At 42.1% G+C, this 22,565-nt stretch carries 19 protein-coding genes; 10 read left to right on the top strand and 9 right to left on the bottom strand.

Annotated elements, in window-relative coordinates; all coding sequences use genetic code 11:
- The first annotated feature begins 348 nt into the window (after positions 1 to 348).
- From RMZ43_RS28720 to RMZ43_RS28710, 3 genes are all read left to right on the top strand, one after another.
- Positions 349 to 636 carry a Mo-dependent nitrogenase C-terminal domain-containing protein gene (locus RMZ43_RS28720; protein WP_322653713.1) on the top strand — a complete coding sequence of 96 codons (288 nt, stop codon included), beginning with the start codon at positions 349 to 351 and terminating at the stop codon, positions 634 to 636.
- A 544-nt stretch (positions 637 to 1,180) separates the two neighbouring features.
- A complete protein-coding gene (gene def, locus RMZ43_RS28715; protein WP_109011115.1) occupies positions 1,181 to 1,744 on the top strand; it encodes a peptide deformylase in 564 nt (187 codons plus the stop codon).
- 10 nt (positions 1,745 to 1,754) lie between these two features.
- On the top strand, positions 1,755 to 1,958 hold the full coding sequence (locus RMZ43_RS28710) for a hypothetical protein (protein WP_109011114.1): 204 nt from the start codon (positions 1,755 to 1,757) through the stop codon (positions 1,956 to 1,958).
- 56 nt (positions 1,959 to 2,014) lie between these two features.
- Here the strand turns inward: RMZ43_RS28710 and RMZ43_RS28705 are convergent, their stop codons facing one another.
- Positions 2,015 to 5,563, bottom strand: coding sequence for an NB-ARC domain-containing protein (locus RMZ43_RS28705; RefSeq protein ID WP_322653714.1), 3,549 nt, complete (start codon positions 5,561 to 5,563; stop codon positions 2,015 to 2,017).
- Positions 5,564 to 6,139: 576 nt separating this feature from the next.
- On the opposite strand from RMZ43_RS28705, the gene RMZ43_RS28700 reads away from it, so the two are divergent.
- From RMZ43_RS28700 to recJ, 5 genes are all read left to right on the top strand, one after another.
- Positions 6,140 to 6,379 carry a hypothetical protein gene (locus RMZ43_RS28700; RefSeq protein ID WP_322653715.1) on the top strand — a complete coding sequence of 80 codons (240 nt, stop codon included), beginning with the start codon at positions 6,140 to 6,142 and terminating at the stop codon, positions 6,377 to 6,379.
- A gap of 115 nt (positions 6,380 to 6,494) precedes the next feature.
- Positions 6,495 to 6,722 (top strand): hypothetical protein, encoded by a 228-nt coding sequence (locus RMZ43_RS28695; protein ID WP_322653716.1) that lies wholly within the window; start codon positions 6,495 to 6,497, stop codon positions 6,720 to 6,722.
- A 103-nt stretch (positions 6,723 to 6,825) separates the two neighbouring features.
- Entirely contained in the window at positions 6,826 to 7,644 is an 819-nt protein-coding gene (locus RMZ43_RS28690; protein WP_322653717.1) for a PD-(D/E)XK nuclease family protein, read from the top strand.
- A 269-nt stretch (positions 7,645 to 7,913) separates the two neighbouring features.
- A complete protein-coding gene (locus tag RMZ43_RS28685) occupies positions 7,914 to 8,555 on the top strand; it encodes a GNAT family N-acetyltransferase (protein WP_322653718.1) in 642 nt (213 codons plus the stop codon).
- Between the two features lie 82 nt (positions 8,556 to 8,637).
- Positions 8,638 to 11,037 (top strand): single-stranded-DNA-specific exonuclease RecJ, encoded by a 2,400-nt coding sequence (gene recJ, locus RMZ43_RS28680; RefSeq protein ID WP_322653719.1) that lies wholly within the window; start codon positions 8,638 to 8,640, stop codon positions 11,035 to 11,037.
- 38 nt (positions 11,038 to 11,075) lie between these two features.
- Here recJ and RMZ43_RS28675 read toward each other — a convergent pair whose 3' ends face one another.
- The 3 genes from RMZ43_RS28675 to RMZ43_RS28665 form a co-directional block, all read right to left on the bottom strand.
- Complete coding sequence (locus tag RMZ43_RS28675) at positions 11,076 to 11,945, bottom strand: hypothetical protein (protein WP_322653720.1); 870 nt, start codon at positions 11,943 to 11,945, stop codon at positions 11,076 to 11,078.
- Between the two features lie 223 nt (positions 11,946 to 12,168).
- Positions 12,169 to 12,807 (bottom strand): pentapeptide repeat-containing protein, encoded by a 639-nt coding sequence (locus tag RMZ43_RS28670; RefSeq protein WP_322653721.1) that lies wholly within the window; start codon positions 12,805 to 12,807, stop codon positions 12,169 to 12,171.
- A gap of 247 nt (positions 12,808 to 13,054) precedes the next feature.
- Positions 13,055 to 13,726: a cadmium resistance transporter gene (locus tag RMZ43_RS28665; protein WP_322648528.1), complete on the bottom strand. Its 672-nt coding sequence runs from the start codon at positions 13,724 to 13,726 to the stop codon at positions 13,055 to 13,057.
- Between the two features lie 591 nt (positions 13,727 to 14,317).
- Between RMZ43_RS28665 and RMZ43_RS28660 the strand changes: the two genes are divergently transcribed.
- Complete coding sequence (locus RMZ43_RS28660; protein ID WP_322653722.1) at positions 14,318 to 14,758, top strand: cyclic nucleotide-binding domain-containing protein; 441 nt, start codon at positions 14,318 to 14,320, stop codon at positions 14,756 to 14,758.
- 40 nt (positions 14,759 to 14,798) lie between these two features.
- Here the strand turns inward: RMZ43_RS28660 and RMZ43_RS28655 are convergent, their stop codons facing one another.
- Entirely contained in the window at positions 14,799 to 16,232 is a 1,434-nt protein-coding gene (locus RMZ43_RS28655; protein ID WP_322653723.1) for a cobyrinate a,c-diamide synthase, read from the bottom strand.
- 122 nt (positions 16,233 to 16,354) lie between these two features.
- Here RMZ43_RS28655 and RMZ43_RS28650 point away from each other — a divergent pair, with 122 nt between their 5' ends.
- Positions 16,355 to 16,996 carry a glutathione S-transferase family protein gene (locus tag RMZ43_RS28650; protein ID WP_322653724.1) on the top strand — a complete coding sequence of 214 codons (642 nt, stop codon included), beginning with the start codon at positions 16,355 to 16,357 and terminating at the stop codon, positions 16,994 to 16,996.
- A 173-nt stretch (positions 16,997 to 17,169) separates the two neighbouring features.
- On the opposite strand, the gene RMZ43_RS28645 is transcribed toward RMZ43_RS28650, so the two are convergent.
- From RMZ43_RS28645 to tal, 4 genes are all read right to left on the bottom strand, one after another.
- On the bottom strand, positions 17,170 to 17,538 hold the full coding sequence (locus tag RMZ43_RS28645) for a hypothetical protein (RefSeq protein WP_322653725.1): 369 nt from the start codon (positions 17,536 to 17,538) through the stop codon (positions 17,170 to 17,172).
- A gap of 693 nt (positions 17,539 to 18,231) precedes the next feature.
- Positions 18,232 to 19,596: a glucose-6-phosphate dehydrogenase assembly protein OpcA gene (gene opcA, locus RMZ43_RS28640; protein ID WP_322653733.1), complete on the bottom strand. Its 1,365-nt coding sequence runs from the start codon at positions 19,594 to 19,596 to the stop codon at positions 18,232 to 18,234.
- Positions 19,597 to 19,683: 87 nt separating this feature from the next.
- Positions 19,684 to 21,213, bottom strand: coding sequence for a glucose-6-phosphate dehydrogenase (zwf, locus tag RMZ43_RS28635; RefSeq protein ID WP_322653726.1), 1,530 nt, complete (start codon positions 21,211 to 21,213; stop codon positions 19,684 to 19,686).
- A 155-nt stretch (positions 21,214 to 21,368) separates the two neighbouring features.
- The gene (tal, locus tag RMZ43_RS28630) at positions 21,369 to 22,514 is read right to left on the bottom strand and encodes a transaldolase (RefSeq protein ID WP_322653727.1); all 1,146 of its coding nucleotides are present in this window, start codon (positions 22,512 to 22,514) and stop codon (positions 21,369 to 21,371) included.
- Between the last annotated feature and the right edge of the window lie 51 nt (positions 22,515 to 22,565).

Genomic DNA, 22,565 nt, shown 5'->3' with positions numbered 1-22,565 from the left:
TTCAGCTTTTATGTCTTTGCGTCAATAACATCACTATTTATAGTCAATAGTGCAAAGTTTGCCAATACATTAGCCTTTCTACATTTCTACTTCCTTGCTGCTCCTTTGCTCCTGCTGTCTCGACGATTTACCTTGCTCTTGTGCCATTCCCTATAGATAGACTCACTGTCGATCCCACAGTTATTAATAACAATTGGCTACCTGGTTTGCTTTCTAAGCAATTTTACTGTTTTTACAAGTGACTTTAAAAAAGGGAGAAAATAGTTTGGTAGTTCTACGATGTTTAGTATCTAAGGAGAGATGTAAATTTAAAGGAACAAACAAGATTGATTGAAGGAATTTTAAATTATGAACTTCTTAACTAAAGCCAATTTGAATAATAACTTATTAAGCCAAATCCGATATCAACTTGAGTCCGTAGAAATACATGATTATCATCTAGCCAAACTATTGTGCAAAGTAATTCCCTCCAATTGCCCTTTTGCAAGAACTGTTACAGTTTTCGGTCGGACTCTGTTCCAAATTCCACCTTTGTGTAAAATTAACCCCCTCTATGAACAAATAGTTGGTCTTCGTTTTAAGTGTTTATTATATTTAGTTAATGAATGTGGTGAGGATGCAAGAAAATATTGTTAAATATAGGTTTATTTCAATAAAAGATAGATTGGATAAATCTTTTTACTAAAAAAATATTGTATAGAAATCCTAGTTGCAATCAAAGGTGAATCAGAAATAGGTTGTCAAACGACTTACAATCAATTTCATATTAGGTAAGGCTCAAAAGCTTGAAAAGTACAGTTTGATGACTTTTGACTTTTGACACTTCTCTGCGAGACGCTACGCGAACGACTCCGCTCAGTGTTAACTTTTGACTTCCCTGAACGCGAACAGCGTCCCTAAGGGTTGGGGCTGACTTACCCGCCAGGAACTAAACTTCTTTGGCTTTCAGCTAAAGTCTACTTCAGTAGACTAAAGATTTTTGGTTATATTTTAATCATCTTCGCTACTAGACGCACTTGCGTTCGCTTAGAGCAAGTCAGACGCTCGTTCCTAACGCTACACTATCGAGCGTCGGGAACCTCCGTAAAGCACTGTCTCCTCTACATGTATTTCAAAAATTAAATATGAGTCTTATAGAATGAAGATAGTAGGAATTTTCACCATCTAGCCATCAAGACTCATGCCTTCTGAAATTGCTGTCGAGAAAAAAAAGTTAAAAAATCCACCTTTGGAGCTTCATTATTTAGGCGATCGCGTCCTACGTCAAGCTGCAAAGCGAGTTGCGAAAATAGATGACGAACTCCGCCAAGTAGTGCGCGAAATGTTGCAAACTATGTATAGCAAAGATGGCATTGGTTTGGCTGCACCCCAAGTGGGAATTCATAAACAACTAATTGTCATCGACCTGGAACCAGAGAACGCAGCTAATCAGCCCTTGGTGCTGATTAACCCCACCATTAAACAAGTAAGCCGCGACATCTCCGTAGCCCAAGAAGGATGCTTGAGTATTCCCAACGTATATTTAGATGTAAAGCGCCCCGAAGTCGTAGAAATTGCCTATAAAGACGAATACGGTCGTCCCCGGACATTAAAGGCTAATGACCTCCTGGGACGCTGCATTCAGCACGAGATGGATCACCTGAACGGTGTAGTATTTGTAGACCGTGTGGAAAATTCCTTGACTTTAGCCCAGGAGCTATCTAAGAATGGCTTCTCGTATCAAGCGGTGAAACCAATAAAATAGGGGGCTAGTTGTGTATTTAACTCCAAAAAGCGGTTTATTTCTGGGTGGTTCTTGTGTAAGTGCGATCGCAGCTGTCGGTTCGATTTTTGAACTCAGTTACGGACGACCGGATTTTGGTTTCACAGCCACTGCGATTATCCTGGCATTGAGCATTCCACTCACAGGATTATTTTTTTTCGCCGCAGTGAAGGACGCAAGAGCTAATATGAAATAAGCATCAGGTACATAAAAAAGGTAAAAGAATTGAGTAAAAAGGCAAAATTCATTCTTTTACCTTTTATTTTTGCTCTCCTCCACCGCCCCTAAAGCTTTTAGCGTCATTAACTGCGCTGCGGTTAACCCTGTAACTCCTGTGATATTCATTCCTTCGTAGGGTCTTGGCGATCGCAGTGTTTTTAGGCACTCACCCGTCAATACATCCCAAAGTTTAATTGTCTCATCTTGGCTGCCACTGGCTAAGGTTTGACTATCTGGACTGAAAACTACTGACAATACTCCCAAAGAGTGTCCCTGTAAAGTTTTCAGGGGTTCTCCTTTATTGAGATTCCACAGTTTGACTGTTTGATCGTCACTAGCACTTGCTAGGAACTTGCCATCTGGACTGAAAACAACTGACCTGACCCAGTTAGTATGCCCTTGCAAAACTTCTAAGCATTTACGAGATTTGACATCCCACAGTTTCACTGTTTGGTCTTCACTGCCAGTAGCCAATATTTGACCATTCGGACTGAAAGCTACTGACCTAACCCAATTAGTATGTCCATCTAAAGCTTTTAGAGGTTTACCAGAGTTGACATCCCACAGTCTCACTTTTTGCTCGTCACTACCACTTGCCAGTAGCTTGCCATCTGGACTGAAAGCTATTGACCAAATCCAAGAGGTTTCCCCCTGCAAAGCTTGCAAGCAGATGCCAGATTGGACATCCCAAAGTCTCACTGTTTTGTCTTCGCAGCTACTAGCGAGAATATTGCCATCTGGATTGAAAGCTACTGACCAAATCCAATTAGTATGACCCCGCAAAACTTTCAAGCAGTTGCCAGATTGGACATCCCACAGTCTTACTGTTTGGTCTTCGCTTCCGCTGGCTAAGGTTTTGCTATCGGGACTAAAAACAATTGAGCTGACTCTACCAACATGCTCGTGCAGAATTTTTAGGCATTCACCAGAGTGGACATCCCACAGTTTCACTGTCTGGTCTTCACTACCACTTGCCAGTAGCTTGCCATCTGGACTGAAAGCCACTGACCTGACCCAATTGGTATAGCCTTGCAAAACTTTCAAACATTTACCAGAGTTGATATCCCATAATCTTACTGTTTGGTCATCACTACTACTTGCAAGTAGCTTACCATTTGGGCTGAAAGTCACTGACCAAATCCATTTGGTGTGTCCTTGCAAAGTTTTCAGGCATTTACCAGAGTTGATGTCCCATAATCTTACTGTTTGGTCTTCACCGCCACTTGCAAGTAGCTTGCCATCTGGACTGAAAGCCACTGACCAAACCCAATTGTTATGTTCTTGCAAAGTTTTTAGGCATTTACCAGAGTTGACATCCCACAGTTTCACTGTTTGGTCTTCACTGCCACTTGCCAGTAGCTTGCCATCTGGACTGAAAGCCACTGACCAAACCCAATTGGTGTGTTCTTGCAAGGTTTTCAGGCATTTACCAGAGTTGACATCCCACAGTTTCACTGTTTTATCGTCACTACTACTTGCCAAGATTTTACCATCTGGGCCGAAAACTACAGAATTTACCCGACTAGTATGTTCCTGAAGGGTTTTCAGGCATTCACCAGAGTTGATATTCCACAGTTTTATTGTTTGGTCATTACTACCACTCGCTAAGATTTCACCATCTGGGCTGAAAGACACTGACCAGATCCAATTAGTGTGTCCTTGCAAGGTTTTAAGACATTTACCAGTGCAAACGTCCCATAATCTTACTGTTTGATCGTCACTGCCACTTGCTAAGGTGTTACTATCCGGACTGAACACGACTGACCATACCCGCATAGTATGCCCTTTACAAGTGAAAAGTTGTTTGCCATCAAAGTTCCACAAACGAACTTTACCATTAGCATCACCTGTAGCCAAAAATTTACCATCGGGGCTAAATGTCACCGATAAGATACTCCCAAAGGTTTCTGTAAAAATTGACTTAGATAAGTCTGAGTAAGCGACATTGAGATCGTGCAAATTTTTACCTTGCAAGTAGGCTTGCCAAACAGCTAGATAAGAAAAGTCATAGCCACTTAAATCGGCCTGTAGTTGACACAGCAAATTAAGACTATTACCCCCTGCATATCCTCGTTTGATAGCAGATTTGTCTCGCAGTTTCTCCAGAATTTGGGTTAGTTTGTCTCCAACATATTTTGGAGTTATAAAAATATTGAGTAACCTTTCGGCAACTGGCTTAAGAAGGAGACGAATTTGAATATCTCTGACATAATTTTTAGCAGTAGCTCCTATCAAGGCATGACTATTGAAAAGTGCAACTTCACTACTGGTAATTTCTTGGCAGACTTGTTCAATCAGTTTGTCAGTGATGTATTCCATCACCACAGGCTGGAGGGTGAATAGTGCAGATGTTTTCTCACTTATTTGCTCAATTAGCGATCGCCTGCGTAGTGATTCTACTGCCTCCAGTAATTCCCTTTTTAACAAAGGACTTATAATATCATCTAGCAAATCTTCTAGTGAAACTGCTTCACGCTTAATTGCCAACCAGTAGATAATTTCTTTTTCTAGATCCGATGTCCGCTCAAACTGCTGATCTAATAAATTACGGGTGTCGCCAAAAATTATCTCTCCTTCATTTAAAAAGGCAGCGATATTACCACGAAATAATTCTCTGATTGTCTCAGACACTAGCTTTAATGCCAAGGGATTACCTGAATAATTCTCAACCAATTTTGCCCAGCTGGTATGTGAACCAACCAAGCCTTTATCTTTAAGAATTTCTTGTACTTCTGTTTCTTCCAATCTGGGTAGTGATAATGTTCTGACTGGTGATGCTTCTCCCTCTAATGGTGCAAATTCTTTGGGTTTTTCCCGAGAAGTTAGCACTAAACAGCTTTGATGAGGTTCTTCTCCTACCCGTTTGAGTAGCTGACCATAACCTTCATATTCTTTTGTATAATGTCCGGCGCGATCGCCCCCTTGCAAAATAGCCTCGGCATTATCCAAGACCAAAAGACAACGCTGTTTTCGTAAATATTTAATCAGTAAGGTTATTTGATTATCTACGTTTTCTGGTATGTCAATTTCTTTTTCATCAGATAAAAATACGATTAGGTTAGCCAAGAGTTCTTTGAGAGGTGGGGCATTGCGGAGCGATCGCCAAATCAAGTATTCAAAATCATACTGCACTTCCTCTGCTAGCTTTACACACAAAGTGGTTTTGCCAATTCCCCCCATCCCTAATAGTGCTACTAATCGGCACTTATCCTTGACAATCCATTGCTTTAGGCAAAACAATTCTGCTTCTCGTCCGTAAAAGCTACCACTGATACTAGGTGCTTCGCCCCAATCTGGAGGCTTGCTGGCAATGGGTTTTACACTAACTAAAGATGCTCGATACTCACTATCAATCACTTGCTGTAACTTAGTGAGTTTACCTGGGCCACCACCACTCACATTGAATTTTTTGTAAACTTCACTTAATCTTTTGCGTACTGCCTCGGCACTGATACCTAATTCTTCGGCGATCGCATTTGGCGATTTGTCTTGAACGGCATATAACAACACCTCTAGCTCACTGCTAGACACACTCCGTTCTTGGGCTAAAGCCAAAATAAATTCTTTAGGAACCTCACTCATACTCACACTAAGGCAAACTACACTCTAATGTTAGCTCACTACGTGAGAAAGTCATCTGCCTAAGTGGCGCTTAAACTATATATCTTATGACTTTTTAAATAATTTTCTCAGTTTTACTTGACTCAGTAACCAAGTTACTTTATAGTGAATAAAACATAGGTTAATTGAATAACTTAGTAAGTTTACGGTTGAATTACCCAAACTTAGTGAGTAAAAGGTAAAGACAAAAGCTAGAACTGTTAATCGATTTTAAAAAAGGCAAGCATTCAAAGTCTGTTGTCTGTAGGAATTGCATTTTAGGGGTTGATGCGCGTAGTGTGCGTTCTGCATCATCACGAGCATTGAGCGCCTAACAATGAATTGCAAAATTATCTTTGCAATTCATTTAAAAGTTCACTTTCACCATTTGTAAATACCAAAACCACTGTTGTTGGTATTCAAACTTGATTCAGGTTTGGTAGGACTGCTGCGTGCTTTGACTAGCTAAAAGCAACGCAATTATTGACTCCTTTTTTAGGACAGTCGAGGTAGCCCTAGCTGCTACTTAGATTCAACTCTCAAAACAGGACAAAAAATATGAAAATCAATCTCAAAGATGATGAAAATCTACTATTTAAGTGGTTTTGTCAGGGACTTAAGTATTTTCTGCTGACTTTGCTTGGTTTGGCGATCGCTCTTGTATTGTCTCACGTTTTTGGCGCTGTCTCAATAGCTGGGATGCTGTTATCCACAAGTCTATGGATTTGCTTTGTGAGGATAGCAGTATCTCTGTTTTGTCTATTTGCGATCGCCATGATTATTGAGTCCTGGAGTTGATTCCTCATCCAATCATCAGCAACAAGATTGCAATTTTAGGTTTGTAGTGAAGTTTAGTCAACTTTCTTAAGTTAAGTACAAGTTAGCCCAAGACTTACCACTAGGAGATTGTATCATGTCAAGCAACAGCAACGACTCTGGGGTAAGAGAAACACTTTCGCCGCTTTTAGTCATCTTAGTGGCAGGGTCAATCTCTTTGGCGATCGTTAACAAAGCTAATCATCCAGCATATTTTGACATCGTTAAAATAGCTATGGTCTACAGCTTTGGCTCAATCAAGTCCCAAGGAAAAACTAAATATTCCAATAACCAGGATGATGTAGATAAGGATGAGTTGAAATAGCAGACATGAGAACTATCTGTGAAGGCAGTAAAAAATCACTGTTTTTTACAGATAGCCTGCCAAAGGTGAGTTGCAGATTAGAATTTGCTTCTAAAATAGAAGAATGCTGTCAACTCCCACTCAACTACTGCGACTATCTCAAGGACAACTTAACTTACTAGAAGCTTGTCCGCGTAAATTCCAACATACTTACCTAGAACAACTAAATTCGCCCTCAAACCCAGAACAAGAAGAACGGCAAACTTTGGGTAGCCGCTTTCACTTACTAATGCAGCAGCGAGAAATGGGTTTGCCTATTGATAGTTTCCTGCAAGCAGATGTTAAACTGCAAAGCTGGATGCTAGCTTTTGCTGATGCAGCCCCAGAAATTTTAACGTCTGCATCTGATAATCAAATTTTCCGTGAGAGTGAACATTATCGAACTCTGCAAGTTCAGGATTATTTGCTAACGGTTGTCTATGATTTATTGATTGCAGATAACCAACAAGCGCAAATTCTCGACTGGAAAACTTATCCTAAACCACCTAATAAACGCAAATTAGAAGCTAACTGGCAAACACGGCTTTATCTGTATGTATTGGCAGAAACTAGCGACTATTTACCAGAAAATATTTCGATGACTTACTGGTTTGTCCAATCTGAGGGTAAACCGCAAAATATTAAGTTTAATTACAGTACTGTTCAACATACACAAATAGCAAAGAAACTTAATCAACTATTAACCCAGTTAACTATTTGGCTGGAAAATTACCAAAATAACCAGCAATTTCCTCAAGTGGTGGAGGGTAGCAAAACCTGTGATTATTGTCAGTTTGCTAAAAGGTGTTATCCTTACGGTGGTAAACTACGTACCCAAGCTCCTGAAGAAGCAGTGAAAGACTCATTACCGAATTTTGATAGCATTCAAGAAGTCTCACTCTGATTTTATCTTTAGAATTGTGTTATTAAAAAATATTTTTTATAGTTGTATTAATAAAAAGTCATTTTTGTAAATTTAAAGTATTTAAAAGCATTTTAATTAAAAGAACTACAGAAATATTATATAAGTTGTGGAAATTATCAAACCGCCTTCGCTATGAGAGGCTTTCGTCAACGTGAAGCGTCTTGTAAAGAAGACACCAAAGGGAAAAGAAGAGAATTTCATAAATGATTTAGGACTGCTATATATAAAAAATCACAACTTCTAAATTTATGTCAAGCTCTGACGAAACTGAAGCGATTTATGTCCGCGAATTAGGAATTGATGACATTGCTCCCGTTTACCACTTGGGAGAAGGGTTATTTACCAGCGATTTATATCCTTATTTATACCGCACCTGGGACGAATGGGAGGTGATTGGACTTTACAACACCGATCCCGAATACTGTCTTGTGGCCGAAACAGATGGAGAATTAGCAGGATTTATTTTGGGAACCATCATTACCAAAGCATCCTGGACTTACGGATACATTTTATGGCTGGGAGTTAGTCCAAGGTTCCAGCGTCGGGGAGTAGCAGATAAGTTAGTTGATAAAGTCGTCGCCCGGATGATTGAAGATGGAGCGCGGTTTATGCTGGTAGACACTGATCCTACCAATACTTCAGCATTAAAGTTTTTTAATCGCAAAGGTTTTGGTAATATCCGCCAGCATATTTTCTTATCGATGAATTTAAGCAAACATGAATATTATGGCAGATTGATTGATTACGAACACCAAAAAGCTGAAAGAGCCGGTTACAAGCGCTCGCGTCCAGCAATTCGTGCCCGTAAACCCGATAGCGTCGCCAATGAAGTAGTCCTTAATTCCCTAGTCAGTGAATCTCAAACGCCTGAGGATCAATCTCCAATCTAACAGTTAAAAGTTAGTAATTAAAAGTTATAAATTAAAACTCTTAACTCCTAACTTCTCACTTCTAACTCCTAACTTTCTTTGTATGCCAGAACAACAGCAGTGGAATATAGCAGCAACAGAACAACCCCCAGAGTGGTTCATCCAAGCGGTAAAACAGCATACACCTGCATCCAGTGGAATATATGCAGCGCAATTGTTGTGGCAACGGGGAATTAAAGATCATCAACAATTAATAGCTTTTATTAACCACAAAGCTTATCAACCAGCGAGTCCCTTTGAGTTTGGGCAAGAAATGCACTTAGCGATCGCCCGGTTGCAACAAGCATATAAGATCAAAGAAAAAATTGCCATTTGGGGAGATTTTGATGCTGATGGGATTACCGCTACATCTGTACTTTGGGATGGATTGGGGCAATTTTTTAAACAAAATACTCAGTTAATTTATTATATTCCTAATCGCCTGAAAGAATCTCACGGACTCAATAATCAAGGGATTGATAACCTTGCAAAACAAGGTTGCAAATTAATTGTTACTTGCGACACAGGCAGCACAAACATTGAGGAAATTATCTACGCCAAACAACTAGGCATAGATGTAATAGTTACAGACCATCACACTTTACCCGTCGAACGTCCACCCGTCGCAGCAATTATTAATCCTCGTTATTTGCCCAGAGAACATCAAATGTTCAATCTGTCTGGGGTAGCAGTAGCTTATAAGTTAGTCGAAGCGTTATATCAAAGTCTGCCTAATATTGCAAAATATCCCTTAGAGGATTTATTAGATTTAGTAGCAGTAGGCTTAATTGCCGACTTAGTACAGTTAAGTGGAGATTGTCGCTATTTAGCACAGATGGGAATTCAACGACTGCAAGCAGATTTTCAACAGCCAGCAGCAGCGCGTCGGCGTCCGGGGGTGGGGCGATTATTAGAATTGTGCCAGAGAAGTGGCGATCGCCCCACAGACATTTCCTTTGGTTTGGGGCCAAGAATTAACGCCGTCAGCCGCATCCAAGGCGATGCTAGTTTTTGCGTTGAATTATTAACTAGTCGGGATGCCAAACGTTGTAACGAACTAGCCGAAGTTACAGAACTCGCAAACACCCGTCGCAAATCTTTGCAAAAAGATGTGCAAGCGCAAGTAGCACAAAAACTTACTCAATTAGACTTATCAACCACCAGCGTCATCGTCCTAGAAGATGCCCAATGGCCTGCGGGTGTCTTGGGCTTAGTTGCTGGACAAGTAGCACAAGAAACAGGTCGCCCGACTATTTTGTTAAGTACGGAAGGGAGTGGGGAATCGGGAGTAGGGAGTGGGGAAGAAGATTCCGCCCCTACTACCTTAGCAAGGGGTTCCGCTCGTTCGGTGAATTCAGTTGATTTATACCAACTGGTAATAGACCAAGCACATTTGTTACATCGCTTTGGTGGACATCCCTTTGCAGCAGGTTTGAGTTTGTTGGTGGAGAATATTCCTTTATTTACAGCAGCGATTAATCAACAGTTACGGCAATCTTTAGGTAGTACAACCCTAACGCCAAGCGTGCAAGCAGACTTGACGGTAACAGTCGCAGACTTGGGAAAAGAGTTATTTTTGGAGATGAAACTGCTAGAACCTTGTGGAATGGGTAATCCTGTTCCGAAATTGCTAATTCAAAACTGCTGGTTTGAAAATTCTTGGCATCGTAATCAGCAGGATTGGCAAGGGAAAAAGGTACAGTATATTAAAACTGAGTTTGATATTCGGGATGATTCCAGCAGAAGTGCTTTTCCTGGCATATGGTGGGGGCACTACAAAGATGAATTGCCTATAGGAAGGTGTGATTGCATAGCAGAGCTAGACTATAACACCTTTAAAAAACGTTATGAAATCAGATTAATTGCCGTGCGTCCCAGTGTTAACTCAGCACTCAGCACTCGGAATTTACCACTCATCTTAGACTGGCGCAACTTTCCGACTCCCCACTCCCAAGTACAGACGCGATTAATCGCGTCTCTACCCACTCCCCCATTCTTGCTTGAAGATTGTCCTACAAACTGGGATGATTTACGTGCATGGTTGCGGCGATGTTTAACGATAAGTAGTTCGCAACAATTAGCGATCGCTTGGTCTAAACCCAACCTGCAACCACCCAATCAAATTTGGTTGACTCTTGTAGGAATTGCCAAATATCTTAGTCGCACAAATCAACTAGTTACCCGCGTCCAACTTTTAGAGAAAATCGGCATCACTGACCAAACCTTACTTCTAGGAATTAAAGCCTTAAAATATTTAGGGTTCACAGTCAAGCGACAAGACCGTTATTTGCAAATCACCTGGCATTCAAGCGATAGTGCAGAAAACTTGGCTGAGGCAGCAGTAGAACGATTTTTAGCTGCTGTCAGAGAAGAACAATTTCAGCGACAGTATTTTGCTGAAGTTCCTTTATCTACTATTGTGGCGATCGCAAGTTCCGACAATTACATGGGTACAAACTTTTAACGATAAATACGTCAAGCCTCTATTCTGAAAAGGAAATATTAGAAAGATTCATCATCTTCAGACAGAGGCTCAGGTGGTAGCAGGATGAGGGGATGAGGATTGTACGTAGTTGGAGGTTGGAAGTACAGCAAACGTACTCCTTTGGCTTCTAAGTTCTGTGGTTTTGTGTAGACATCGTAAGCTAAATCCACATACCAGGATTTAGATTTGTCTATTACTTTCGCCAAAGCATTATCAATGCGTTCAGCATAACCCTTTAATACTTCATCTTCTAAATTAAATAATAACTCTGAATCTGGAGCTTCTACCAACAGCCGCTCGTACTCAGCTTCAATTCTTGCAATTTCAGGAGCTACGTTTACTTGCATTGCTGCCTCCATCGATTGTGGCACATTCAATAGAGAAAACTGCGGGGGCAAGCCTGGTGTATCAACTTGCTCATCATAAAACTGATCGCTTTCACCTTCTTCAGCATTAACACAACCAGAAATGAAGATGTGACCTGTTGCATCAGTTTCTAGCAAGATACCGTTGATGTCACGAGTCACCCTAAAATGAAAAGCATCGCACCCTAGTTCCATTGCCAGTGCGGACAAACGAGGGCGACTAGCACCTTCTGCGCGCGCACAAAGCAGATCGACTGGCCAAGTCTTAACAATCGTCCACCCGCCCTCACCAGCAAAAAAGCCAACAATCCACCCACCCGTTCCATTAAAAAAGCATACAATTCCCAGTTCGCGTACAATTACTTCCCACAGATATTCATCCAGATTGCAAACAAGCTCAGGAGGCTGGGGAATACGCAGACAATCTGGCTCCTGTTCTAACAAGCGCGTCACTTCCTGTTCGATCACATCAAAATCGTCTGAACGAATACAAGTAGTATAATTCGCGTACCTAAAAAACATCTCAAACCTCCCTTACTAAAAACATAGTTTGGTTTTTTCACGCCGACTTACTCAAGTTGAAAGTACAATAGCCTGTCTGAAAAGTAAAAAAGCCCACGTAACGGTATCCTCTTAATAGAAAAAATCCCGTCGACCTCACATTTTAAAAAATAAAGCCTGTATTCATTACTGAATCAGGCTTTTGAGGCTATTTAAGACTTTTGCACAGAGAACTTCGGTTTAATTACTGAACAGTGAATCCTTCTGGTCTGATTGCATCTTCCAAATCAACCCCCATTAGGTTAATCCCCTGGATATTTGCATTTGTGAGATTTGTCTTTTCCAAGTCTGCGCCCTGTAAGTTAGCTGTTTGCAGATTTGCTCCCAATAGGTTGGCTTTCTCTAGGTCTGCATCAAATAGGTTTGCTCCCACAAGGTTTGCTCCCAAAAGGTTTACCTTACCTAAATCTGCTCCTTGAAAGTTTGCCCCTTGTAAATTTGTTTGCTGTAAGTTAGCCCTTTCTAAGTCTGCATTTTGTAAGTTAGCACCCTCCAAGTTTGCCGCTTGCAGATTTGCGTCCTTTAGCATTGCTCCAGTTAGATTACATCCGATACATTCATTAGTTTGTAATAAACGTCTAACGTTTTCTGCTACAGACACTATTGGCGATGTAACCGGAGATATTACTGGAGCAGTAACAGACTCTGTTGGCAATGTAACCGGAGATATTACTGGAGCTAGTTCAGATTCCGTAGGTATGGATGGTGTTAGTGTTTGAGCTTTAACTGCTTGCTGATCAAGGAGCGAAAATCCTATTACAAGTACCAGAAATACTGCTGTTATGATCCACTGAGTTATTTTTTTTGGATTTGGTTTATTCATTAGTTCCTTCCTATGATGATTCGTAGTGCTGGGCTTGCTTTTATAAGAGCCATCAATAATGTGCTTTATTCTCACTTTAGATAACTTGATTGATAACATCAAATATTATTTTGATTCTAATTGATAAATTCAAGTGATTAAAAAATCTTTTTAGATGGGAAGCGATCGCTGACTTTTTTGGTTACATCACAGAGATAGCACCCATCAATAATTTCGAGTTTTCAGATCGGGTGCAATCGCCTCATGCCTAATGAGAAAGCATTGCCAGACTAGGTAAAAGCCGATATGTTTCACTCTTAATTAAGATAGAGAGTCCCAAGTAAATTAAGACGAAGGGGAAGATTTTTCGACCGAAGCGAGTTAAAACGGGAGCCATGAGAGGATTACGAGTCAGGTTGTAAGACAGTAAGCACCACATCCCAACAGTGAAATAGCAAGCACAGAGAATTACACCCAAACTTGGAAGATTACTACTGGCAAACAATGGTACATAGATCCCAATGTTGTTTCCTCCATTGGCAATGGTGACAGCAGAAACGCGGTAGGTTTGCGGATCGCGGATGGTTGCTAATAGTGATTTCTTCTGGCGTCCAGATTTAACAGGAGAGGTTAAGTCAACTGACACAGCTTGCACTGTCTCTTCTTCTTCTCGACTGATAAGATTACTAATACCAATGGTGATGGGAAGCAAACCCAGCAAACCAATCCAGGTAGTTGGAATAATTAGACCGCCGAAGAAACCAGGGAGACTAGCGCATACTAAGGCTGTAAATCCCAGAAATTCACCAATAACAACATGCTTAGGACGAAAGCTGCGATTGACTTTTCCAAAGAAAGCTGTCAAATATAAATTGTCGTCAAAGGTGGTTGCAAAAGCGGCAGAGATTCCAATAATTAATGTACTAATTAACCAACTCATAATTGCTGCTCACGATATATTCAATGCTGTTTGTCCTAGTCCTTCTCTGCTCCTTGATGTCAGGGCAGTTCAGGATATTTTGTGACTGTTTTACCCAACGACAACCGATCGCCAGTTCCCCAGTTTTTAGAAGCTATCGCCTCTAATCAGATTGGTGATTTTTTTCTCAGCAAGGTACCTTGGGAGCTCATGAAGTCAATATTATGGCTTTCACCCAAATAAGAGCAAATACTCTTGTTTTTTAAAACGATAAATAAAAGTGATTCTTAAAGGAGGCAGATAGCGCAGCGTAAAGCCTTTGGCATGGCGACGCTACCGCGTAGCTTGCTTCCCCGTAGGGGTACGCTTAGAGCGAGTCCGCGAACGTCGGGCAGAAGGTTCTTTTCACTGATAGGATTCAAACCCCCCTTGATTTGGAGCGAGTTTGAGAAGTTTCTTTGCTCTTGCTCCTATTGAAGCAATGCTAAGTAGTTTTCTGTCGGTAAAGTTTAAGATATTCTTGACCGCTAGCGTTCAACATCGGTTAATATGACTAATCGCGTGGCTTCAGTTTTTAAATTTACAGTAATGTTTAATATTTAACTTGTAATTATGCTAACCAGTGTTGACCGTTTATTATTTGTCCGGCGAGTCCCAATTTTTAAGGAATTGCGGGATGATTTTATTGTGCGGCTCACTTCAGTAATGAACGAATTGTCATTTCCAGCTAATTACACAATTTTTCGCCAGGGAGAAGAAGGGCGATCGCTCTATATTGTCGTCTCAGGCCGAGTTAAAGTTCACATTGGTAATAAACTACTTGCAGAGGTGGAACAGGGAAAATATTTTGGTGAGATGGCAGTATTTGATACTCAACCTCGTTCTGCCACTGCAACGACTTTAGAACCTTGTGAATTTTTAGAACTGACCCAAGAGCAGCTGTATGATGCGATCGAAGAAACTCCCGAAATTGCGGTGAATATCATTCGTGAGTTATCCCGTCTGATTCGCAAATTGAATGACGATCTGAGTGTCACCTCTTTACGGAGTTAATGCTTTGATAGTTTTTAATTCACCCTACTGGGTTTTGTGCTTATATCCACGTTTCTATAGATGCTAGTTTTTGACATTCTCGAAGAAACTGCTGGGGAATTTCTCTACTTTCTCCCCAGTGCGAATGCACATAAGAAGCATAAACATTTGCAGGCAAACCCCATCCCTCGCATCCCATATTTTCCTCAGAGTCGTAGCGAGAAGTTTCAAATAGGGGCTGAGTAGGATTTAAGGTTAAATGGGAACGATGAAACTCATGTCCGTAAACAGTTGTACCTGCTTTGACTAATAGATTATCTTGCAAAGCTACTGCCCGACGATAGCCTAAAGTTAAACGCCCACCCATTACAGCAGATGTCGGTAAAACTCCCGCCATTGACCAAGATTTACCTTCAAAATCGATAATTTGCTCACATAAATACATTAATCCTCCGCATTCAGCGATCGCAGGCATTCCTTGAAGAATTGCTGTTTTCACTGCATCACGAACGCTAGTATTTTCTGCTAATTGCTGGGCAAAAACTTCTGGGAAACCTCCGCCAAAATACATTCCCTGTACATCTTTTGGTATTGCCGCATCTTCTAAGGGACTCCAGAAAACCAATTCGGCGCCAAGTTGTTGCAGCAAATCAAGATTGTCTTGATAGTAGAAATTAAAAGCGCGATCGCGGGCTACTGCAATCCTAACTGGGGATAAGGGAGATAGGGAGGATGAAGCAGAAGGAGAAAGGGGTTTTGATTTTAACAAGGGTAATAAGTGTTGCCAATCGAAGCAGGTATCTCCTAAATCGGCGAGACGATTAATTAAAGCGTTGAGTTCGGGAAGTTCTGCTGTGGGGACTAAACCCAAATGGCGATCGGGAATCGTGATGTTATCTTGACGGCGCAGTACGCCGAGAATCGGTAATTGTAAGGGTTCTAGAGAATCTTTGAGTAAAGAGAGATGGCGATCGCTCCCCACGCGGTTTAATACCACCCCAGCTATTTTAATTCGGGGATCAAAAGACCGATAGCCGTGAGCGATCGCAGCTACAGAACCAGATAAACGACTACAATCAATCACCAACAGTACAGGTAAATCTAAAAGCCGCGCGATGTGTGCCGTACTCGCAAAATCAGTAATTTGTCCTTTGTCATTAGTCATTAGTCCTTTGTTTTTGACAAATGACAAATGACTAGTGACTAATGACGAAATTCCATCAAATAACCCCATTACCCCTTCCACTAGGGCATATTCACTCATCTGACTATGATGGGCAAAACATTGTTGAACGTAGGCTTCGGAAGTCAACACTGGGTCTAAATTGCGGCAAGGACGACCAGTTACGTGTTGATGAAACATCGGATCGATATAGTCTGGGCCTACCTTGAAAGATTGCACCAGGCGATCGCGACGGCACAAAGATGCTAAAAGGGTGAGCGTAACTGTTGTCTTGCCCACCCCACTACGTTCTCCAGCAATGATTAAAGCCATAAATGAAACAAATGAGGTTTTTATACCAATTAAGAGAGTTAGGCTGAAAAAGATAGTTTAATAATATAGCTAGAGATTAGCCGACATCGGATAGTAATGAGCCATCAAAAGAGGAACGTTTTATGATCGTTGTTCATCATCTTAACAACTCGCGATCGCAGCGTGTGCTGTGGTTGCTTGAGGAATTAGGTATCGAATACGAGATCAAATTCTATGAACGCGATGCAAAGACGATGCTAGCACCGGAGTCGCTGCACCAAGTCCATCCGCTTGGCAAGTCACCAGTAATCACAGATGCAGACCTCACCATCGCTGAGTCAGGCGCTATCATCGAATACCTTGTTAATCGCTACGGCAATGGTCGGTTAGTCCCAGCATTCGATACACTAGAGCATCTACGCTATACATATTGGCTGCATTACGCTGAAGGCTCTGCAATGCCACCTCTGGTAATGCGATTAGTATTGAACAATTTCGGGGCAGGGGACAGCAGCGTTGTTAGTGGATTCGTCGCGCCTCAGATCAAACTTCACTTTGACTACATAGAAAGTGAACTACGTAAAAATACATGGTTTGTTGGTGAGGAATTTACCGCCGCCGATATCCAAATGAGCTTTCCTCTCGAAGTAGTCGCTATGCTCCCCGAAGAGGTGGAGAGCCGACCAAAGGTCAAAGAATTTGTCGATCGCATTCATGAGCGACCTGCTTACAAACGTGCGCTTGAGCGTGGAGGCAGATATGACTATATCACCAAAACGCCATAAATCGCCGTCTCCACAAAGAAATTATTATACAAACGGCGATTTATCGCGTCTCTTGCTCTTGCCTTAACTTCTAACAAAAACAAAGATAGGCAACTATTTGCTCACCCTTGTTTTTGTTATTGTGTAAATACATATAGCGATCGCACATCTAAAGTGTGTTAATTTTTCCTAGCTCATGATGCGACTAACTTTTTGCGGCTAGGACGCTTGTACTCTGATTTTTTCTTCAATCCTACCGCTTGGGCTTGATCGCTATCTAACCCATATTGCCCACGCACAACTTCTTTCATCGCTAACACTGCATTGTGAAATTCCCATTCTGTTAATCGTGCCGCATCAGCCGCAGCACGGTATAAAGCTAGTTTCTCAGTTTCGGCTTGTTGCTGGGTTAACATAGCTTGATAAGCTTGCTGTAATTTAACAGCAGAGGCATCAGCACGGTTAGTTTCATAAGTAGTGATGGTTTGCAAACCGTGCCATGAACTAACATCTTCACTGATTACTTGAGGGCGTAAACGGCGTGTTGTGTCTTGGGTAGCCATATAGCATACTGATGTAATGTACATATTTAATGTACCCATTGAAACTCTAAAGATATCAGTAAGCTAAAGTTTTTAGATAAAACAAGGTTAGGAAAAGGGTAAGCTCATTTTTGCAACTTAGAAACAACAAAGGTGTAGGTCGATGCATTAAAGTTTCAAGCCAATCCAACAAGCTTGCAGTTCGATGCATCAAAGTTGCAGGTCAATGCATTAAAGTTGCAGGTCGATGCATCAAAGTTGCAGGTCGATGCATCAAAGTTGCAGGTCAATGCATTAAAGTTGTAGGTCGATGCATCAAAGTTGCAGCCTGGTAGGGGTCTTTGGTATTTAGTCCAAAAAACCAAAGAAAATAGAAAAACCCTCCAGATTATTGAAATATCCAAAAATCTGAAGAGTTTGTGTTTGATTTTTCTAATTGTGGTAACTTTTATTTTTTCCAGGCGAAGCTAACTAGTAGTCCATCAGACCAACTTTGATAGATGAATAAGCTTGTAGTTAGGATTTTAGTCCTTAACTTGAGCGCTTTAGCGCTCACTACAAACCAAGCATTGTTGTCTTGCCAGAGATAGTAGGTACAGCACGGCGGAAATAAAGCAACCATTCAAAATCAATGAAACACTTACGGTGTATTAATTTTGAATTTTGACACTTCGACTTTGCTCAGTGTTAACTTTGGAATTTCGCCTTGCAGTACTAGTTTGTTTCCAATTTAAAAATCTTCGCTGTCACTCCTAGACTTTCTTCAAAAAGTGACTCGCGGCCCCAGCGTTGCACCTGCTGACTCAGCAAAGCTTCCGCCTTTTGTTCCGAAAGTGAAGTTACCTGTTGAAACAGACCGGCAGATTGAGCGCCACCGTGGGTTTCCATCCGCATACAACCACCAGTTTCTGAGCAGATAACTGTACCACAGTCTGCCTGGGGATTTGTCGAACTGAGGCGCAAGGCAATCAAATCGCCGATAATATCGCCCACATCAGCAACCGGAACTCCTGCTAATTCGGCTTCTACTTGTCGCTGTTCTTGAGCAATAAAACGGATGCGAGTGATGTCATAATCACCGCTTTCCTTTTCATAAGAAACTGGCTGCCATTGCAATCGGCTTGCTAGCCAACCCAAAAACAGCAAAGCTTGAGCGGGGTTGCCTTTTTCGTAATCAATCGTAACGCGGTCAATTTCTTTGAGAGCGGCGCGACGGTTAGGTGAGTCGTAAGCCTCAGCTGTCAATTCCTGCCATGATGCGAGGCGACGCCAGTTCAAGTCAGCTAAAGGTACACCCGTTTCTACCAACTCTTCTAAGCTGAGTAAATCACTTTCTGGGTTGTTAAAGTTGCAAGAATCTACAATTACATTATTGCAGACTGCTGCTAGGCGCTTGAATAAACCATTGTTAGGGTCTGGTGTTGCCTTCCACCAGAGAAACTTTGGCAAGCCGCCAATCAACAAGGCTGGAATCATACCACCGATGCGTTCTAAAGCAGCAGCAGTTCCACTGAGAGTAATGTATTCGCAACAGATAAGTGTGCTTGAGGATTGCTTTTGGATGGGGCAATAGGCAGAAACTTGAGCCTTAACCCCTTCATCTTCGCCAGCAATGGGAAATAGCGCAATAATGCGGCAGGGGTTGCGGAGAGCGATTTCATCGGCAATTCTGGGGCTGCCGCTACTTAACCCAGTAGCAGAATGTTCACCTCCAGTCCCACCTCGCTGACCTTTAGCGAATTCTTCTCGTAATACAGTTAGAGTTTCTGGTGTTGCTGTTCCACTTTCTGGTAGATTATGTTTCTTTTGGACTTCCCGCAATGCTGCTGTCATTTGTGGCCCTAAAATTCCATCAATTGGGCCGTTGTAAAATCCCAAAGCAGCCAACAAATACTGAGTTTCTTCTGGTTCGTAGACCACTAAAGTAAATGTAGTTGCCCTAGTAGCACTGGGAAGTCCACCGTCCTCGCCAGTAATACCGTAACTTTGCCAAATTTGATTGAGTTCGGCATCTATTTCGTTAAGCGAAATATCTTTCGGTGCCTGGAGTGAGAAAATTGTAGAAGTTTGGGTAGGCATAGGAGATTTTGGATTTTGGATTTTGTCATTTGTCATTTGTCATTTGTCGTTTGTTTTTACTAGTGACTAATGACTAATGACTAATATTTACAGTCTGCGCCAGCGACGGCCATCCTGGTTAATTAAGAGTTCTGCTTGTTCTGGTTCCCAAGTACCGGCTTCGTACTGGGGAATATTATTAGGATCGGCGGGTGCATCCCAAACGGAAAGGGCTGGTGTTACTAATTGCCAAGCTGCTTCTACTTCATCCGCCCGTGTGAACAATGTTTGATCGCCCATCATACAATCAAGGAATAAGCGATCGTAGGCATCGGATGTTGCTTGGATGCCAAAGGAACCATAACTAAAGTCCATGTCAACGGAACGGGTGCGGAATTCTGCCCCAGGCATTTTGACATCAAAGCGCAGGGAAATACCTTCATTTGGCTGAATCCGCATCGTCAAAATGTTGGCATTTGTCTGTTGGGCAGCAGATTGGAACATCCGAGATGGAACTTCGCGGAAGTGAATGGAAATCTCACTGACTTTTTTCGGCATCCGCTTTCCAGTCCGCAAGTAGAAAGGAACACCTTTCCAGCGCCAGTTATCCACCACAAACTTCATTGCGACATAAGTGGGTGTGGTGGAGTTAGGGTTAACGCCTGGTTCTGTCCGATACCCTGGCACTGCTTGACCCTTCATCCAGCCAGCACTGTATTGCCCACGGACTGCTGACCGCGACAGATTGTGAACATCAGCTAAACGAGTAGCTTGGAGTACCTTCACTTTTTCTGTACGAATACTATCGGCATCCATTGCGTTAGGTGCTTCCATCGCGGTTAGGCAGTAAAGTTGCATGAGGTGATTTTGCAACATATCCCGCAGTGCGCCGACGGTTTCATAGTAGCCAGCCCGGTCTTCCACTCCCACGGTTTCTGCGACGGTAATTTGTACGTGGTCAACAAATTGGCGATTCCACAAGGGTTCAAAAATCGCATTGGCAAAGCGAAACACCAGCAAATTCTGGACTGTTTCTTTACCTAAGTAGTGGTCAATGCGGTATACTTGGTTTTCTTTGCAATACTTCTGTACCACTTGGTTAAGACTTTGGGCAGAAGCCAAGTCTCGACCAAAGGGTTTCTCGATTACTAGACGATGTTTGTAAGCATCTTCTAGCATCCCACCGCTTCCTAGCTGCTTAATGGCTTCGGGAAAGAATGAGGGGGCAACGGAGAGGTAGAACATGCGATTACCTCGTGTGCCCCGTTTTTCGTCTAACTCACTCAATAAGGTTTTTAATTTCTTGTAGCTTTCAGGGTTGTCTATATCCCCAGGACTGTAGAACAGACCTTGAGAGAAGTCTTGCCAAAGTTCCCCTAAATCGACATCAGGATGTGCCTCTTCCATGCCCTTCTGCATTTGTTCACGGAAGTATTCATGGCTCCACTCTCGACGCGCTACGCCGACAATAGTAGTTTCTGGCGGTATCCGCCGTTCTCGCCGCAATTTGTAAAGTGCTGGCACTAGTTTGCGCCAGGTGAGATCACCAGAAGCGCCAAAGATAACTATAATTTGGGGTTCGGGCATCCCTTGTTGTTGCAGACCAACGCGCAAGGGATTTTCTAGCAGACTAACCATAGGAATTTTGGATTTTGGATTTTGGATTTTGAGATTGGGGACTGGGTATTAGAGACTGGATATTGGGTATTGGGCATTGGGGGTTTAGTATTAGGAAAATTGTTTACCAGTCCCTAGCCCCCAGTCCCCAGTCACCAGTCCCTAGTCCCTAGTCCCTACACTGGTGACAATACCTTGATCTTGTCTTCTAAAGAGTTCATCAAGGACTGGAAGGGCTGAATGAACTTGTCAATACCGTCAACTAACAGTTCATCCATGACGGCATCAAGATCGATGTTGATGTCGGGATCTTTAAGGTTTTCGATCAGGGTGTAAGCATTATCTACATCTGTTTCTAAGCGATCGCCTACGTTACAATGATCGGCACAAGCTTTAATCGTCGCTGGTGGTACGGTGTTAACGGTATCTCGCCCAATCAACTCTTCGATATACATCACGTCGTTGTAGTGGGGGTCTTTGGTGCTAGTACTAGCCCAAAGTAGCCGTTGTACTGTGGCCCCTTTTTCTGCCAAGGCCTTCCAACGATCGCTCTCGATAATTTTCTTGTATTCCTGGTAGGCAATCTTAGCGTTAGCGATCGCTACTTTCCCTTTAACAGCTCTTAGCCTTGCTTCCACAGAAATATCATCAACACCTTTTTTCAACTTAGCATCAATTTTGGCGTCAATGTTGCTATCAATTCGGCTGAGGAAGAAGCTGGCGACTGAAGCAATTTTACTGATGTCTTTGCCTTCAGCCAGCCGTTTTTCTAAGCCACGAATATAAGCCCAAGCTGTGTTTACGTAGCTTTCTACAGAAAACAGCAATGTGATATTAACATTCATCCCTTCGGATATTACCTGCTCTACTGCTGGCAAACCAGGTTCTGTACCGGGAATTTTAATCATTAGATTTTCCCGACCAATTTCTTGGAAATAGCGCCGGGCTTCGGTTATTGTTGCTTCAGTATCATGGGCAATAGTTGGTGGAACTTCAATACTCACATAACCATCTAGTCTATTCGAGGCTTCATAAACAGGGCGTAAAATATCACATGCATAACGGATATCTGCAAAAACTAGGGATTCGTAAATTTTATCTATGGGTAAATTAGCACGAACTCCGGCTTCTATATCCGCATCATAAATGACGTTACCTGCGATCGCTTTCTCAAAAATAGCTGGGTTAGAGGTAATCCCAGAGATACCTTGATTTTCAACCAGGTCTTTGAGTTCGCCTGATTGAATAATGTCACGGCTCAAATTATCCATCCAGATACTTTGACCGTATTGCTTAATTTCTAGTACATGATTGGTAGACATAGCTCTAATTCGTTTCACTCCTGTATAGTGATCTTTCTAAGTAAGTTGGCA

Origin of the sequence: Nostoc sp. CmiVER01 (assembly GCF_034531135.2) — a bacterium.
GTDB lineage: Bacteria > Cyanobacteriota > Cyanobacteriia > Cyanobacteriales > Nostocaceae > Nostoc.
Note: the sequence above shows the minus strand (reverse complement) of the source record. Positions and strands in the feature narration are given on the sequence as shown.

Excerpts from the sequence above, each read along its gene's own strand:
- RMZ43_RS28720 (WP_322653713.1), top strand. The coding sequence starts at position 349 with ATGAACTTCTTAACTAAAGCCAATTTGAATAATAACTTATTAAGCCAA.
- RMZ43_RS28705 (WP_322653714.1), bottom strand. The coding sequence starts at position 5,563 with ATGAGTGAGGTTCCTAAAGAATTTATTTTGGCTTTAGCCCAAGAACGG.
- RMZ43_RS28665 (WP_322648528.1), bottom strand. The coding sequence starts at position 13,726 with ATGAGTTGGTTAATTAGTACATTAATTATTGGAATCTCTGCCGCTTTT.
- RMZ43_RS28645 (WP_322653725.1), bottom strand. The coding sequence starts at position 17,538 with ATGGCTACCCAAGACACAACACGCCGTTTACGCCCTCAAGTAATCAGT.
- zwf (WP_322653726.1), bottom strand. The coding sequence starts at position 21,213 with ATGGTTAGTCTGCTAGAAAATCCCTTGCGCGTTGGTCTGCAACAACAA.
- opcA (WP_322653733.1), bottom strand. The coding sequence starts at position 19,596 with ATGCCTACCCAAACTTCTACAATTTTCTCACTCCAGGCACCGAAAGAT.
- RMZ43_RS28675 (WP_322653720.1), bottom strand. The coding sequence starts at position 11,945 with ATGTTTTTTAGGTACGCGAATTATACTACTTGTATTCGTTCAGACGAT.
- RMZ43_RS28695 (WP_322653716.1), top strand. The coding sequence starts at position 6,495 with ATGTCAAGCAACAGCAACGACTCTGGGGTAAGAGAAACACTTTCGCCG.
- tal (WP_322653727.1), bottom strand. The coding sequence starts at position 22,514 with ATGTCTACCAATCATGTACTAGAAATTAAGCAATACGGTCAAAGTATC.
- RMZ43_RS28700 (WP_322653715.1), top strand. The coding sequence starts at position 6,140 with ATGAAAATCAATCTCAAAGATGATGAAAATCTACTATTTAAGTGGTTT.
- RMZ43_RS28690 (WP_322653717.1), top strand. The coding sequence starts at position 6,826 with ATGCTGTCAACTCCCACTCAACTACTGCGACTATCTCAAGGACAACTT.
- def (WP_109011115.1), top strand. The coding sequence starts at position 1,181 with ATGCCTTCTGAAATTGCTGTCGAGAAAAAAAAGTTAAAAAATCCACCT.
- RMZ43_RS28685 (WP_322653718.1), top strand. The coding sequence starts at position 7,914 with ATGTCAAGCTCTGACGAAACTGAAGCGATTTATGTCCGCGAATTAGGA.
- RMZ43_RS28650 (WP_322653724.1), top strand. The coding sequence starts at position 16,355 with ATGATCGTTGTTCATCATCTTAACAACTCGCGATCGCAGCGTGTGCTG.
- RMZ43_RS28660 (WP_322653722.1), top strand. The coding sequence starts at position 14,318 with ATGCTAACCAGTGTTGACCGTTTATTATTTGTCCGGCGAGTCCCAATT.
- recJ (WP_322653719.1), top strand. The coding sequence starts at position 8,638 with ATGCCAGAACAACAGCAGTGGAATATAGCAGCAACAGAACAACCCCCA.
- RMZ43_RS28655 (WP_322653723.1), bottom strand. The coding sequence starts at position 16,232 with ATGGCTTTAATCATTGCTGGAGAACGTAGTGGGGTGGGCAAGACAACA.
- RMZ43_RS28670 (WP_322653721.1), bottom strand. The coding sequence starts at position 12,807 with ATGAATAAACCAAATCCAAAAAAAATAACTCAGTGGATCATAACAGCA.